Annotated in this window: 15 protein-coding genes; 9 read left to right on the top strand and 6 right to left on the bottom strand. The window is 55.9% G+C overall.

The genetic code is table 11. The annotated features are described in order from the left end of the window. Window positions 1-45: 45 nt before the first annotated feature. Together ACE3MN_RS11585 and ACE3MN_RS11580 are read right to left on the bottom strand one after the other, a co-directional pair. Entirely contained in the window at window positions 46-942 is an 897-nt protein-coding gene (locus ACE3MN_RS11585; protein WP_064371806.1) for an aldo/keto reductase family oxidoreductase, read from the bottom strand. A 48-nt stretch (window positions 943-990) separates the two neighbouring features. Further along, window positions 991-1,251, bottom strand: a complete 261-nt coding sequence (locus ACE3MN_RS11580; protein ID WP_171820842.1) for a DUF1289 domain-containing protein — start codon at window positions 1,249-1,251, stop codon at window positions 991-993. Between the two features lie 121 nt (window positions 1,252-1,372). Between ACE3MN_RS11580 and ACE3MN_RS11575 the strand changes: the two genes are divergently transcribed. The 4 genes from ACE3MN_RS11575 (at window position 1,373) to rnt (ending at window position 4,361) form a co-directional block, all read left to right on the top strand. After that, the gene (locus tag ACE3MN_RS11575) at window positions 1,373-1,972 is read left to right on the top strand and encodes a TetR/AcrR family transcriptional regulator (protein ID WP_024357971.1); all 600 of its coding nucleotides are present in this window, start codon (window positions 1,373-1,375) and stop codon (window positions 1,970-1,972) included. Window positions 1,973-2,025: 53 nt separating this feature from the next. Further along, window positions 2,026-3,123 carry an alkene reductase gene (locus ACE3MN_RS11570; protein ID WP_024357970.1) on the top strand — a complete coding sequence of 366 codons (1,098 nt, stop codon included), beginning with the start codon at window positions 2,026-2,028 and terminating at the stop codon, window positions 3,121-3,123. A gap of 79 nt (window positions 3,124-3,202) precedes the next feature. Continuing rightward, window positions 3,203-3,610 (top strand): lactoylglutathione lyase, encoded by a 408-nt coding sequence (gene gloA / locus ACE3MN_RS11565; RefSeq protein WP_004119471.1) that lies wholly within the window; start codon window positions 3,203-3,205, stop codon window positions 3,608-3,610. A 106-nt stretch (window positions 3,611-3,716) separates the two neighbouring features. Next, window positions 3,717-4,361 (top strand): ribonuclease T, encoded by a 645-nt coding sequence (rnt, locus tag ACE3MN_RS11560; protein WP_024357969.1) that lies wholly within the window; start codon window positions 3,717-3,719, stop codon window positions 4,359-4,361. A gap of 52 nt (window positions 4,362-4,413) precedes the next feature. Here rnt and grxD read toward each other — a convergent pair whose 3' ends face one another. Then, window positions 4,414-4,761 carry a monothiol glutaredoxin 4 gene (grxD, locus tag ACE3MN_RS11555; protein WP_004119469.1) on the bottom strand — a complete coding sequence of 116 codons (348 nt, stop codon included), beginning with the start codon at window positions 4,759-4,761 and terminating at the stop codon, window positions 4,414-4,416. 339 nt (window positions 4,762-5,100) lie between these two features. Here grxD and ACE3MN_RS11550 point away from each other — a divergent pair, with 339 nt between their 5' ends. Both ACE3MN_RS11550 and sodB read left to right on the top strand, forming a co-directional pair. Next, window positions 5,101-5,955, top strand: coding sequence for a C40 family peptidase (locus tag ACE3MN_RS11550; RefSeq protein ID WP_181511805.1), 855 nt, complete (start codon window positions 5,101-5,103; stop codon window positions 5,953-5,955). 121 nt (window positions 5,956-6,076) lie between these two features. After that, entirely contained in the window at window positions 6,077-6,658 is a 582-nt protein-coding gene (gene sodB, locus ACE3MN_RS11545) for a superoxide dismutase [Fe] (RefSeq protein WP_004119467.1), read from the top strand. A 56-nt stretch (window positions 6,659-6,714) separates the two neighbouring features. On the opposite strand, the gene ACE3MN_RS11540 is transcribed toward sodB, so the two are convergent. Next, a complete protein-coding gene (locus ACE3MN_RS11540) occupies window positions 6,715-7,881 on the bottom strand; it encodes an MFS transporter (protein ID WP_375364372.1) in 1,167 nt (388 codons plus the stop codon). Between the two features lie 165 nt (window positions 7,882-8,046). After that, on the bottom strand, window positions 8,047-8,136 hold the full coding sequence (locus tag ACE3MN_RS11535; protein WP_049082851.1) for a YnhF family membrane protein: 90 nt from the start codon (window positions 8,134-8,136) through the stop codon (window positions 8,047-8,049). Between the two features lie 296 nt (window positions 8,137-8,432). Here ACE3MN_RS11535 and purR point away from each other — a divergent pair, with 296 nt between their 5' ends. Beyond that, complete coding sequence (purR, locus tag ACE3MN_RS11530) at window positions 8,433-9,458, top strand: HTH-type transcriptional repressor PurR (protein ID WP_004119465.1); 1,026 nt, start codon at window positions 8,433-8,435, stop codon at window positions 9,456-9,458. Window positions 9,459-9,476: 18 nt separating this feature from the next. Here purR and punR read toward each other — a convergent pair whose 3' ends face one another. After that, a complete protein-coding gene (punR, locus tag ACE3MN_RS11525; RefSeq protein WP_004119464.1) occupies window positions 9,477-10,388 on the bottom strand; it encodes a DNA-binding transcriptional activator PunR in 912 nt (303 codons plus the stop codon). A gap of 111 nt (window positions 10,389-10,499) precedes the next feature. On the opposite strand from punR, the gene punC reads away from it, so the two are divergent. Both punC and cfa read left to right on the top strand, forming a co-directional pair. Then, on the top strand, window positions 10,500-11,684 hold the full coding sequence (gene punC, locus ACE3MN_RS11520; protein WP_375364371.1) for a purine nucleoside transporter PunC: 1,185 nt from the start codon (window positions 10,500-10,502) through the stop codon (window positions 11,682-11,684). 298 nt (window positions 11,685-11,982) lie between these two features. Next, a complete protein-coding gene (gene cfa, locus ACE3MN_RS11515) occupies window positions 11,983-13,134 on the top strand; it encodes a cyclopropane fatty acyl phospholipid synthase (protein WP_004136772.1) in 1,152 nt (383 codons plus the stop codon). Window positions 13,135-13,155: the final 21 nt, after the last annotated feature.

Genomic DNA, 13,155 nt, shown 5'->3' with positions numbered 1-13,155 from the left:
GCTCTATCGCTACTAAAGTGTAGGCCATTGCTGAGGTGTCGGTGTTTACGGAACGTCGTAGCCTAACGCCGCTTTACGAATGCGGAACCACTGCTGGCGGCTCATGTTTAGCTTTTCAGCAACCACCGCGGAGCGCACGCGCTCGATTTTGCCTGAGCCGATGATCGGCAACGGCTGCGATGGCAGACGCAGGATCCAGGCGTACACCACCTGCTCAATGCTCTCCGCATTTAGCTCCTGAGCAACGCGCGCCAACTCATCGCGCAGCGGCTGGAAGCTGTCATCGTTAAATAAACGTCCGCCGCCGAGGCAGGACCAGGCCATCGGCCGGATACGCAGCTGCTGAAGCAGATCCAGCGTACCGTCCAGCAGCAGCGGCTGATGGACCGGGGAAATTTCCACCTGGTTGGTCGCGAGCGTAAACGGCAGGCGCGACTGCAGCAGGGTAAACTGGGCGGGAGTAAAGTTAGATACGCCGAAGTGGCGAACTTTGCCGCTATGGTGGAGGGCAAGGAACGCCTCCGCGACTTCATCCGCATCCATCAGCGGGTCCGGACGATGGATTAGCAGCAGATCAAGATGGTCGGTTGCCAGATTACGCAGCGACTGTTCGGCGCTGAGAACGATATGGTCGCGGTCGGTAATATAGTGGCCGATGGTGTTTTCCGCCCGCGCTTTAGTGGCTATCCCGCATTTGGTGACGATTTCCATCCGGCTGCGCAGATGCGGAGCCAGCTTTAGCGCTTCGCCAAACGCCGCCTCACAGCGATAGTCGCCGTAAATATCGGCGTGATCGATAGTGGTGACGCCCAGATCCAGGTGTTGCTCAACAAAGCTCACCAGCGCTTTCGCGGACATATTCCAGTCCATCAAACGCCAGTAGCCCATCACAAAACGAGAAAATTCCGGCCCCTGCGGAGCCATAGCAATACGCTGAACCATAACAGCTTCCTCAACAAAAATGTGCCCTGAGTATACGCAATTTTATGCTTAAAACAGTGAGGGTTGCTGCGGTTCTTCCGCACTATCCTGCTTAGCCGCGCGTAATTTGCGCAGCAGCCGCTGGCGACACAGACGCAGAACCTCCTGCTTTTGCGCATCGCTCATTTTCTGCCAGTTGAAACGCTCGTCGCGGCTGCGCATGCACCCCCGGCAGTAGCCACGTTCATCAGACTGACAAATCCCCCGGCACGGACTTTGCACCGGGAAGAACTCCAGTTGTTCAGCCACTTCGCCTCTCCTGCCGCTCATCTCTTTATTTATTGAAGACGTTTCATTCGCCGTACGCAAATTTTGTTCATCGCCCTCTGCGCCAGGCGGCATTTTTAATTATGACTTGCATTAGACCAATCGGTCTATTACAGTGAGCGCTATGAACAAGCACAGTGAATGCAACACCCGCGAACATATCCTGGTCACCGGCGAGCAGCTCTGCATGCATCGGGGATTTACCGGCATGGGGCTGAGTGAACTGCTGAAAACAGCGGAAGTGCCGAAAGGCTCTTTCTATCACTACTTTCGCTCAAAAGAAGCCTTTGGCGTTGCGCTGCTCGAGCATCATTACGCCGGATACCTTCAGCGCCTGGTGGAGCATTTTGACCACGGTCAGGGAAACTACCGCGATCGCCTTTTGGCCTATTATCAGCATACGCTGACGCAATTTTGCCAGCAGGGCATTATTAGCGGCTGTCTGACGGTGAAGCTGTCGGCGGAGGTCTGCGATCTGTCGGAAGATATGCGCGCCGCGATGGATAAAGGCGCCAGCCAAATCATTATCCTGCTGGGCGATGCGCTGGAGAAAGGCCGTCAGGAAGGCAGCCTTGAGTTTGACGGCGACGCGTTCACCCTTTCCCAGGTGCTCTACTCCCTGTGGCTGGGGGCGAATCTGCAGGCCAAGATTACGCGTAGCGCAACGCCGCTGGAAAGCGCCCTTGCCCACGCTAAAAATATTATTGCTGCGCCTGGCGTTTAACAGGCGTTTTTATTTCATCAGTTTCAAGACGACCGGTCTACTCAGGAGTCACTATGTCAGAATCAAAGTTGTTTACCCCGTTGAAAGTAGGTGCGGTAACCGCGCCCAACCGCGTATTTATGGCTCCGCTGACGCGTCTGCGCAGCATTGAACCGGGCGATATCCCTACCCCGCTAATGGGTGAATACTACCGTCAGCGCGCCAGCTCCGGCCTGATTATTTCCGAAGCCACCCAGATCTCCGCTCAGGCTAAAGGCTACGCGGGCGCGCCTGGTCTGCACAGCCCGGAACAGATTGCCGCGTGGAAAAAAATCACCGCCGGCGTACACGCCGAAAACGGGCGTATTGCCGTTCAGCTGTGGCACACCGGGCGCATTTCGCACAGCAGCATCCAGCCTGGCGGCGCCGCCCCGGTGGCGCCGTCGGCCATTAGCGCGGGTACCCGTACCTCGCTGCGCGATGAAAACGGCCATGCTATTCGCGTCGACACCTCGATGCCGCGCGCGCTCAACACCGATGAGATCCCGGGGATCGTTGATGATTTCCGTCAGGCGGTAGGCAACGCCCGCGATGCCGGTTTTGATCTTGTCGAACTGCACTCCGCGCACGGCTACCTGCTGCACCAGTTCCTTTCCCCCTCTTCCAACCACCGTACTGACCAGTACGGCGGCAGCGTGGAAAACCGCGCGCGCCTGGTGCTGGAAGTGGTTGATGCGGCAAGTAAAGAGTGGAGCGCCGACCGTATCGGTATTCGCGTTTCGCCTATTGGCAGCTTCCAGAACGTCGATAACGGTGCGAATGAAGAGGCCGACGCGCTCTATCTGATCGAAGAGCTGGCCAAACGCGGCATCGCTTACCTGCACATGTCCGAGCCGGACTGGGCCGGCGGCCAGCCGTACAGCGATGAGTTCCGTCAGAAAGTGCGCGACCGTTTCCCCGGCGCCATTATCGGCGCTGGCGCCTACACGGTCGAAAAGGCAAACGATCTGATCGGTAAAGGCCTGATCGATGCCGTGGCCTTCGGCCGCGACTACATTGCCAACCCGGATCTGGTCGCGCGCCTGCAGAAAAAGGCCGCTCTGAATCCACAGCGTCCGGAAAGCTTCTACGGCGGCGGCGCGGAAGGCTATACCGATTACCCGACCCTGTAATCCCTCCATTGATAGCGGCGGGTTATCGCCGCTATACTCAACGCTCTGCTGTATCAACATAAACTGCATAGGGGACATTATGCGCTTACTTCACACCATGCTGCGCGTTGGCGACCTGCAACGTTCGATTGAGTTTTACACCAACGTGCTGGGCATGAAACTGCTGCGCACCAGCGAAAACACGGAGTATAAGTACTCGCTGGCATTCGTGGGTTACGGCGAAGAGAGCGATACCGCCGTGATTGAGCTGACCTACAACTGGGGCGTTGATAAGTACGATCTCGGCAGCGCTTATGGCCATATCGCACTGAGCGTTGAAAACGCGGCGGAAGCCTGCGAGCGTATTCGCCAGAACGGCGGCAACGTGACGCGTGAAGCCGGTCCGGTGAAAGGCGGTACCACCGTTATCGCCTTCGTCGAAGATCCGGATGGTTATAAAATCGAACTGATCGAAGAGAAAGACGCCGGTAAAGGCCTCGGCAATTAATCTGCTCGGGCACCCGCGGTGCCCGCTGTTTTATCCCCCTGCCTGCTGCAAGGCGCGGCAAAATTTGCCATAATGCGCGCTACTTTTTTCCAGCTAAGAGAATCTGATGTCCGAGAACGTTCAACTTAATGGTCTGTGCGACCGTTTTCGCGGTTTTTATCCTGTGGTAATCGATGTTGAAACCGCCGGATTTAATGCCAAAACCGACGCCCTGCTGGAGATCGCCGCTATTACGTTGAAAATGGATGAAGAAGGCTGGCTGATGCCGGACGAAACGCTGCATTTTCATGTTGAACCTTTTGAGGGCGCCAACCTGCAGCCCGAAGCCCTGGCTTTTAACGGTATTAACCCCCACGACCCCGAACGCGGCGCGGTGAGCGAATACGATGCGCTGCACGCGATTTTCAAAATGGTCCGTAAAGGGATGAAAGAGAGCGACTGCAGCCGCGCGATCATGGTTGCGCATAACGCCACGTTCGATCACAGCTTTACCATGGCGGCGGCAGAGCGCGCAGGGCTGAAACGTAATCCGTTCCACCCGTTCGTCACCTTTGATACCGCGGCCCTGAGCGGCCTGGCGCTGGGGCAAACGGTGCTGTCGAAAGCCTGTATTGCCGCAGGGATGGCGTTTGATGGTACCCAGGCGCACTCCGCGCTATACGATACCGAACAAACCGCCCAGCTGTTCTGCGAAATCGTCAACCGCTGGAAGCGTCTCGGCGGCTGGCCATTACCGATGGCCGAAGAATAAACGATAAAAAAAAGCGACTTCATCGGAAGTCGCTTTTTTAATAGCAGCAGAATTACTCCGCTTTCGGCTCGTCAGTTTTATACTTAGCGGCCGTTTCTTTGATCAGCTGCTGCAGTTCGCCGCGCTGATACATTTCAATCACGATGTCGCAGCCGCCGACCAGTTCGCCGTCTACCCACAGCTGCGGGAAGGTTGGCCAGTTAGCGTATTTTGGCAGCTCTGCGCGGATGTCCGGGTTTTGCAGGATATCGACGTAGGCAAAACGTTCGCCACAGGCGGAGAGCGCCTGAACGGCCTGCGCGGAGAAACCGCAGCTTGGCAGTTTCGGTGATCCTTTCATGTACAGCAGGATCGGGTTTTCAGCGATTTGATGTTGGATTTTTTCTAAAGTCGTGCTCATTGTCGTGCTTCCTCAAACTTCTCTACGGCAGTAATTTGTCATTGTAGCGCCCTGAACGCAGGACCGATAATAACATTTTTTTCACTTGCCACATTTTATCTTCTGTCGGCCAAAGTTGCCTCAAAAATATCATTTTATTGCTATACGCGGCAACGCGTTGCGCGTTTTTCATGCGTCAGGGGTGCTGACGGAAGCATTTTTTTGCAAATGTTAACCAAACGAGACTTTAGATACAAAAGAGTAGTAACTCTCCACGATTTTATGCTTTAGAATCGATGCGGTTTGTCATTCATCGTCAGGCATCTGTATATGTCTGTAATTTAATCAGGGGAGTGCTCAGTGGCGCGTCTTAACAAAATCGCGATTTCGCTCTGTGCATTACTTTTCACATCTATTTCACTTACGCCGCTGGCGCATGCTTCCGGGCATACGCACGCTTCGGCCGCGCCTAAAGCGCATCCGGCCAAGGGCACGATCGCGGAGCGTAAGAAAAAAGCAGTCAATTCCAAAAGTAAAACCACCGCCAAAACCCCCAGCAAGAAAACGTCGACCGCCAGCCGCAGCAAATCAACCGCGTCACGCCAGACCGCCAGCGTCACCAAAAAATGCGTCCTGCGCAAAGGCTATAAAAAACTGTGCGCCAGCTCGACAAGGTCAATAGCGGAAAGCAAGATGGCAACGGCGAGCGTGCAGAAAAAATGCGTGGTGCGTAAAGGCTATAAAACCCGCTGCAAACCCATCGCCGATGAGCCGCAGTTGACTATCGCCGATGCGCATAAGGCGCGGGTACAAAAAGCGCAAAGCACCGCGATGTCAAAGCTGATGGATCAGATTGGTAAGCCCTATCGCTGGGGCGGTACTTCCCCGCGCACCGGGTTTGATTGTAGCGGCCTGGTCTATTACGCCTATAAAGATCTGGTTAAAATCCATATTCCACGCACCGCCAATGAGATGTATCACCTGCGCGACGCCCGTCCGGTGGATCGCGGTGAGCTGCAGAGCGGGGATCTCGTCTTTTTCCGCACCCGCGGGCGCGGGACTGCCGATCACGTCGGCGTTTACGTTGGCAACGGCAAATTTATCCAGTCTCCGCGCACCGGCCGCGATATTCAGATCACCTCATTAAGCGACGATTACTGGGTACGCCACTACGTCGGCGCGCGTCGCGTTATGACGCCGAAAACCATTCGCTAAATATGCCTTGCCGCTTGGGCGGCAGGGTAACTCTCTCTTTTGCCACATCTTTTAATTTGCTACTATTACCCTGCGTAATACATGGTTATTGCGCGTACAAACTATAAAAAGGAGAGTAGCAATGTCGTTCGAATTACCTGCATTACCATATGCAAAAGACGCCCTGGCGCCGCACATTTCCGCAGAAACCCTGGAATACCACTACGGTAAACACCACCAGGCCTACGTCACCAACCTGAATAACCTGATCAAAGGCACCGCGTTTGAAGGGAAAACCCTGGAAGAGATCGTGCGTTCTTCCGATGGCGGCGTCTTCAACAACGCCGCGCAGGTCTGGAATCACACCTTCTACTGGAACTGTCTCGCGCCAAACGCCGGCGGCGAGCCGCAAGGCGAACTGGCGGCCGCTATCGCTAAATCCTTCGGCAGCTTCGCTGATTTTAAAGCCAAATTCACCGACGCGGCGGCAAAAAACTTCGGCGCAGGCTGGACCTGGCTGGTGAAAAACGCCGACGGTAGCCTGGCCATTGTCTCCACCAGCAACGCGGGTACGCCGCTGACCAGCGACGCGACTCCGCTGCTGACCGTGGATGTCTGGGAACACGCTTATTACATCGACTACCGTAACGCCCGTCCAAACTATCTGGAACACTTCTGGGCGCTGGTAAACTGGAAGTTTGTTGCCGCTAACCTGGCAGCATAAAAGCAAACCGCAGATGCCTTTTGGCTTCTGCGGTTATTCTCTCACAGCACGCGATCTTAACGGTTGGCGAACGCCTCTTCCGGCTGCGCCCGCCCGCTGAACAGCACCAACAGCAGCGCAACGCCCGCGATAATCGCCCCCATCACCGGGACAAACGCATAGCCGAGGCCGCCGCTAATGACTGCGCCTCCCGCCGCCGCTCCCAGCGCGTTTCCAAGGTTGAAAGCCCCGATATTGACCGACGACGACAGCCCCGGCGCTTCGTGGGCCACGCGCATCACCCGCATCTGCAAAGGCGGCACCACCGCAAAGGTCGCCGCGCCCCAGACCACCATGCTGATTGCCGCGCCCACCTGCGATTGCGCCAGCAGCGGGATCGCCAGCATGATAACCATCAGCAGCAGCAGAAAGCCCTTCAGCGTCCCGGAAACGGAGCGGTCAGCAAATTTACCGCCAAGGTAGTTGCCCAGCGAAAAGCCCACGCCGATCAGCACCAGCATCGCGGTGACAAACAGCGGAGAGGCGTTGGTAATGGTATGCAGAACCGGGGAAATATAGGTATAGAGCGTAAACATCGCCCCTGCCCCCAGCACGGTAGTCAGCAGCGCCGACAGCACCTGCGGGCGCATCAGCACCGAAAGCTCCTGCTTCACATTTGGGCGCTCGCCGGCGCTGCCCTTCGGTAAGGAAAACCACAGGCCGATTATCGCCACCACGCCCAGCCCCGCCGTTGCAAGGAACGACATTCGCCAGCCGATGGTTTCACCCAGCCAGGTTGCTGCGGGTACGCCGCCGATGTTGGCGATCGTCAGCCCCATAAACATCGTCGCCACCGCGCTGGCCTGCTTATGTTTTGGCACCACGCTTGCCGCCACCACCGAGCCCAGGCCAAAGAAAGCGCCATGGTTAAGGCTGGTAATGATCCGCGACAGCAGCAGCGTGGTGTAATCCGGCGCAATGGAAGAGAGCACGTTGCCGAGGGTAAAAATCGCCATCAGAAAGATCAGCGCGTTTCTGCGCGCGCGGTGGGAGAGCAGCAGCGTCATCAGCGGCGCGCCAACCATTACGCCGATGGCATAGGTGCTAATCAGCATTCCCGCCGCCGGAATCGAAACGTCAACGCCTTTAGCGATAACCGGTAATAGCCCCATCGGGGAGAACTCGGTCGTGCCGATGCCAAAGGCACCGATCGCCAGCGCGAGCAGGGGAAAGTTGATTTTCATGCAGGGACTCCATCAGGCCGCCTTCCGCGACGGCATCTCATCAGAAGTCAAAAGCATGACATCAATCACAGAAAAACAAAAGTGAACGAAATGGCAAAAGATTTTTGCGAAAATGATAATAATAGGTGGAGTAAAAGGGAGAGCGGCCCCTCCCTTATCGCAGAACTAGTGCAGTACTGCGGTCAAACCTGCGGCAACAATCAAACCCAAAACAATAATCGTTGTTGTCAGCGAAAACTTTAAATTTGTATCCATCAATTTTTCCCCCTGATTATCCCCACATGAAAAGTGAGCTTGCTCATTTTTACACAGAATAGCGTAAAAATCTTCCGAGATTTAGAGTGATGCACATTTTTACTCTTCCCCTTTGCCCCAAGATCGGACAAAATCCCACGCTAATTTGAAAGCGTATCGGCCATTGACCCCTTCCTGTCGTTCTGTGTCGTTTTCCCGACGTGATGCCATGCTCAATTTTGGCGTCAGGGTGTGTACAGGCAAACGTTTACGTACCGATAAACAGACGATCAGGTCAAGGTCTGGAGTGAGAAGTAATGGCAACTATTAAAGATGTAGCGAAGCGCGCAAACGTTTCCACTACAACAGTGTCACATGTGATTAACAAAACCCGTTTTGTTGCGGAAGAGACGCGCAATGCGGTATGGGCGGCAATAAAAGAGCTGCATTACTCCCCCAGCGCCGTTGCCCGCAGCCTGAAGGTCAATCACACCAAGTCGATTGGTCTGCTGGCGACCAGCAGCGAAGCGGCCTATTTCGCTGAGATTATCGAAGCCGTTGAGAAAAGCTGTTTCCAGAAGGGCTACACCCTGATCCTCGGCAACGCGTGGAACGACCCGGAGAAACAGCGCGCCTATTTGTCAATGATGGCGCAGAAACGCGTCGACGGCCTGCTGGTGATGTGTTCCGAGTATCCGGAATCGGTGTTAAGCATGCTGGAAGAGTATCGCCATATCCCGATGGTGGTGATGGACTGGGGCGAGGCAAAAGCCGACTTTACCGATTCGGTCGTCGATAACGCCTTCGAGGGCGGCTATATCGCCGGACGCTACCTGGTTGAACGCGGCCATCGCGACATCGGCGTGATCCCCGGCCCGCTGGAGCGTAACACCGGCGCAGGCCGGCTGGCGGGTTTTATGAAAGCGATGGAAGAGGCGCAGATTAACGTCCCGGAAAACTGGATTGTACAGGGTGATTTCGAGCCGGAATCCGGCTACCGCGCCATGCAGCAAATTCTCGCCCAGCACCCTCGCCCAACGGCCATCTTCTGCGGCGGGGATATTATGGCGATGGGCGCCATCTGCGCCGCGGATGAAATGGGCCTGCGCGTGCCGCAGGATATTTCGCTGATCGGTTATGATAACGTGCGCAACGCCCGCTACTTTAGCCCGGCACTGACCACCATTCATCAGCCTAAGGACTCTCTTGGCGAAGCGGCCTTTAATATGCTGCTGGACCGTATCGTCAATAAGCGTGAAGTCTCGCAGTCGATTGAAGTCCATCCGCGCCTGGTCGAGCGCCGTTCCGTGGCCGATGGTCCGTTTGTCGATTATCGCCGTTAGCCCTGCTTGCGGCGTCGGTTATTCCGGCGCCCGCAGCCACTCCCGGTTTAGCGTTTCGCTATCGCCAAGATAATCCAGTAACCAGAGCAGCGCCGGCGAAGCGTCGCTTTGCTGCCACGTCAGGCAGCATGCGGCATCCGGGAAGGGGTTCTCCAGCTCCAGCGCCGTCCATTCGCCGCTATCCAGCCACGGACGCGCTAAATGCCCGGGCACCATACCGACGCACAGTCCGGCGGAGAGGCAGGTTTCAGAAGCATCCCAGTCCGGCACGACTACCCTCTTCTGGTTATCGAGCAGCCACGTGGTCCGCTTCGGCAGCGAGCGTGACGTATCCTCTCTGACCAGCGACGGCCAGTTGCGCAACACGTCATCGCTCAAAGGCCCCGCCATTTTTGCCAGCGGATGGTGGCTCGCAACGACGCAGTCCCAGCTCAGCATCCCCATATCGCGGAAGGCGTAGCGTCCCCCTACCGGAATGGAGCGCGTCGCGCCGATGGCTAATTCCACGCGACCGTCGGCGAGCGCATCCCAGACGCCGTTGAACACCTCCTGAAAGACGATCAGCTCGACGTCATCAAAATGGCGATAAAAATCAACGATCATCTGCCGCATACGCGTGGGTTTAACGATGTTATCAACCGCGATGGAGAGCTGCCCGCGCCAGCCGTTGGCGATCTGCTGGCACTGCTGGCGGGTGATCTGCATTTTTTTGATAACAGATCGCCCTTCCTGTAAAAACCAGACGCCGGCCGGCGTTAATTCCACATCCCGGTGGCGGCGTTCGAACAGCGGCACCGCCAGCCACTCCTCCAGCTGACGTACGGTATAGCTGACGGCCGAGGGTACGCGGTGCAGTTCCTGGGCGGCGGCGCTAAAGCTGCCGTTGCGGGCGACAGCATCGACAACTTCAAGCGAGTATTCAGACCACATTTTCTGCCTGCAAAATTTTTGAACTCATCTGACAAATATTAGCGTTTCACAAGCCTTAATGCACTCCCTACACTCTGCGCCATCGTACCTGCACAATAAAAAGAGAATGTTATGCAACAACCTGGGAAAGGATTTTTAGTCTGGCTGGCTGGCCTCAGCGTACTGGGCTTTCTGGCCACCGATATGTATCTTCCGGCTTTCGCCGCCATGCAACAGGATCTGAATACTTCCGCCGCCTCAGTCAGCGCCAGCCTGAGCCTGTTCCTGGCGGGCTTTGCGCTTGGGCAGCTCTTCTGGGGCCCCATTTCCGATCGCTATGGCCGTAAGCCGGTGCTGCTGAGCGGTCTGGCTATCTTTGCTGTCGGCTGCCTGGGGATGCTGTGGGTGCGCGATGCCGGCCTGATGCTGGCGCTGCGCTTTATCCAGGCTCTGGGGGTTTGCGCCGCCGCGGTGACCTGGCAGGCAATGGTAACCGATTATTACCCTGCGCAAAGAACCAACCGTATTTTCGCCGCCATTATGCCGCTGGTTGGTTTGTCGCCGGCGCTGGCGCCGCTGCTTGGCAGCTGGCTGCTGGTCCACTTCGAATGGCAGGCCATTTTTGCCGTTCTGTTCGCCATTACCCTGCTGCTGATGCTGCCGGCCCTGCGCCTGAAGCCAGCGAATAAACCGATCGTCAGCGTCCAGCAGAAGCTCACCTTCCTCGCCCTGCTGCGCTCGCGGGAATATAGCGGTAACGTGCTGATCTACGCCGCCTGTTCCGCCAGCTTTTTCGCCTGGCTCACGGGCTCGCCGTTTATCCTCCATGACATGGGCTACGGTCCGACCGTTATTGGCCTGAGCTATGTTCCGCAGACTATCGCGTTTCTGGTGGGCGGTTATGGTTGCCGCACGGCGCTACAAAAATGGCAGGGGCAGCAAATTCTTCCCTGGCTGCTGGCGATTTTCGCCGTCAGCGTCGCCGCCACCTGGCTGGTTGGCCTGCAGGAGAACGCGACGCTTGTTGGGTTGATGATTCCGTTCTGCGCCATGGCGGTGGTGAACGGCGGTATTTATCCTATCGTCGTCGCGCAGGCCCTGAAGCCATTCCCGCAGGCGACCGGCCGTGCCGCGGCGCTGCAAAACACTCTGCAGCTTGGCCTCTGCTTCCTGACCAGCCTGCTGGTCTCCACGCTGATTGCCACGCCGCTGCAAACGACCACCAGCGTGATGCTGGTTTCCATCGTGCTGGCCGGCATAGGCTACCGCATGCAGTATAAAGCCGCGCATCCGGCAACAGAATCGTCACATGCGTAAGCTATTCTACTGATAGTTATAGAATCCAGTAATTAGCTTGCTAAGATATTTTTGTTGAAAGCGTGTTTTTAGCGGCCTATACTGGATCCGGCATCACATAAATAGAAAGATTAATTGATTTAACGGGAGCAGGATGCATCCCGTTTCACCATGGAAGGCCTTTCGGCAAGGGTTACCTCCCTTCCTCTGTTCTACGTCGGATAGCAGCCTCACGGATTAACCGTGAGATTTCTCACAAAGCCAAAAAAGCGTCTACGCTGTTTTAAGGTTCTGATCACTTGGGCGTGATGGAGAAGCTATGAGTTCATCGTGTATAGAAGAAGTAGTCAGTGTACCAAATGATGATTGGTACCGAATTGCAGCTGAATTATTAGGCCGTGCGGGCATCGAAATTAATGGTCCTGCGCCCTCCGATCTACGGATTAAAAACCCGCTCTTTTTTAAGCGCGTTTTGCAGGAGGGGTCGCTGGGGCTCGGCGAAAGCTATATGGACGGCTGGTGGGATTGTGAACGGCTGGATATTTTTTTCCATAAAGTTTTACGCGCCGGACTGGAAAATCAGCTTCCCCATCATTTCAAAGATACCTTGCGTATCGCCAGCGCACGCTTATTCAATCTGCAAAGTAAAAAACGGTCCTGGATTGTCGGCAAAGAGCATTATGATTTAGGCAACGATCTGTTCAGCCGCATGCTCGACCCTTATATGCAGTATTCCTGCGCGTACTGGAAAGACGCGGAAACTCTCGATGACGCGCAGCAGGCTAAACTGGATCTGATCTGCCGTAAACTTGAGCTTGAGCCCGGTATGCGGGTGCTGGATATCGGCTGCGGCTGGGGCGGGCTGGCTTACTACATGGCCAAAAACTACCAGGTCAGCGTGGTGGGCGTTACCATCTCTGCAGAGCAGCAGAAAATGGCGCAGGAGCGCTGCGCGGACCTCGACGTCACCATCCTCCTCCAGGACTATCGCGACCTGCACGAAAGCTTTGATCGTATTGTTTCAGTCGGCATGTTCGAACACGTCGGGCCTAAAAATTACGCCACCTATTTTGATGTGGTCGATCGTAATCTGAAGCCCGACGGTCGTTTCCTGCTCCACACCATCGGCTCGAAAAAAACCGACCATAGCGTTGATCCCTGGATCAACAAATATATCTTCCCTAACGGCTGTCTGCCGTCGGTACGCCATATTGCCGAAGCCAGCGAATCGCATTTTGTTATGGAAGACTGGCATAATTTCGGCGCCGACTACGACACGACGCTTATGGCCTGGTATGAACGCTTCCTTAATAGCTGGCCGGATATTGCCGACAACTATTCAGAACGCTTTAAACGCATGTTCAGCTATTACCTGAATGCCTGTGCCGGCGCTTTCCGCGCGCGCGATATCCAACTGTGGCAGGTGGTTTTTTCTCGCGGGGCCGAACACGGCCTGCGCGTGGCCCGCTAAAAATATCCCCCGCTTCGGCGG

Source organism: Klebsiella grimontii, assembly GCF_042137965.1.
In the GTDB taxonomy this organism is placed as follows: domain Bacteria; phylum Pseudomonadota; class Gammaproteobacteria; order Enterobacterales; family Enterobacteriaceae; genus Klebsiella; species Klebsiella grimontii.
Note: the sequence above shows the minus strand (reverse complement) of the source record. Positions and strands in the feature narration are given on the sequence as shown.

What these genes read in the sequence shown, in the direction of transcription:
- ACE3MN_RS11585 (WP_064371806.1), bottom strand. Translation starts at nt 942, where the DNA reads ATGGTTCAGCGTATTGCTATGGCTCCGCAGGGGCCGGAATTTTCTCGT.
- ACE3MN_RS11535 (WP_049082851.1), bottom strand. Translation starts at nt 8,136, where the DNA reads ATGGATACAAATTTAAAGTTTTCGCTGACAACAACGATTATTGTTTTG.
- ACE3MN_RS11575 (WP_024357971.1), top strand. Translation starts at nt 1,373, where the DNA reads ATGAACAAGCACAGTGAATGCAACACCCGCGAACATATCCTGGTCACC.
- ACE3MN_RS11570 (WP_024357970.1), top strand. Translation starts at nt 2,026, where the DNA reads ATGTCAGAATCAAAGTTGTTTACCCCGTTGAAAGTAGGTGCGGTAACC.
- punC (WP_375364371.1), top strand. Translation starts at nt 10,500, where the DNA reads ATGCAACAACCTGGGAAAGGATTTTTAGTCTGGCTGGCTGGCCTCAGC.
- purR (WP_004119465.1), top strand. Translation starts at nt 8,433, where the DNA reads ATGGCAACTATTAAAGATGTAGCGAAGCGCGCAAACGTTTCCACTACA.
- rnt (WP_024357969.1), top strand. Translation starts at nt 3,717, where the DNA reads ATGTCCGAGAACGTTCAACTTAATGGTCTGTGCGACCGTTTTCGCGGT.
- gloA (WP_004119471.1), top strand. Translation starts at nt 3,203, where the DNA reads ATGCGCTTACTTCACACCATGCTGCGCGTTGGCGACCTGCAACGTTCG.
- punR (WP_004119464.1), bottom strand. Translation starts at nt 10,388, where the DNA reads ATGTGGTCTGAATACTCGCTTGAAGTTGTCGATGCTGTCGCCCGCAAC.
- ACE3MN_RS11540 (WP_375364372.1), bottom strand. Translation starts at nt 7,881, where the DNA reads ATGAAAATCAACTTTCCCCTGCTCGCGCTGGCGATCGGTGCCTTTGGC.
- grxD (WP_004119469.1), bottom strand. Translation starts at nt 4,761, where the DNA reads ATGAGCACGACTTTAGAAAAAATCCAACATCAAATCGCTGAAAACCCG.
- ACE3MN_RS11580 (WP_171820842.1), bottom strand. Translation starts at nt 1,251, where the DNA reads ATGAGCGGCAGGAGAGGCGAAGTGGCTGAACAACTGGAGTTCTTCCCG.
- cfa (WP_004136772.1), top strand. Translation starts at nt 11,983, where the DNA reads ATGAGTTCATCGTGTATAGAAGAAGTAGTCAGTGTACCAAATGATGAT.
- sodB (WP_004119467.1), top strand. Translation starts at nt 6,077, where the DNA reads ATGTCGTTCGAATTACCTGCATTACCATATGCAAAAGACGCCCTGGCG.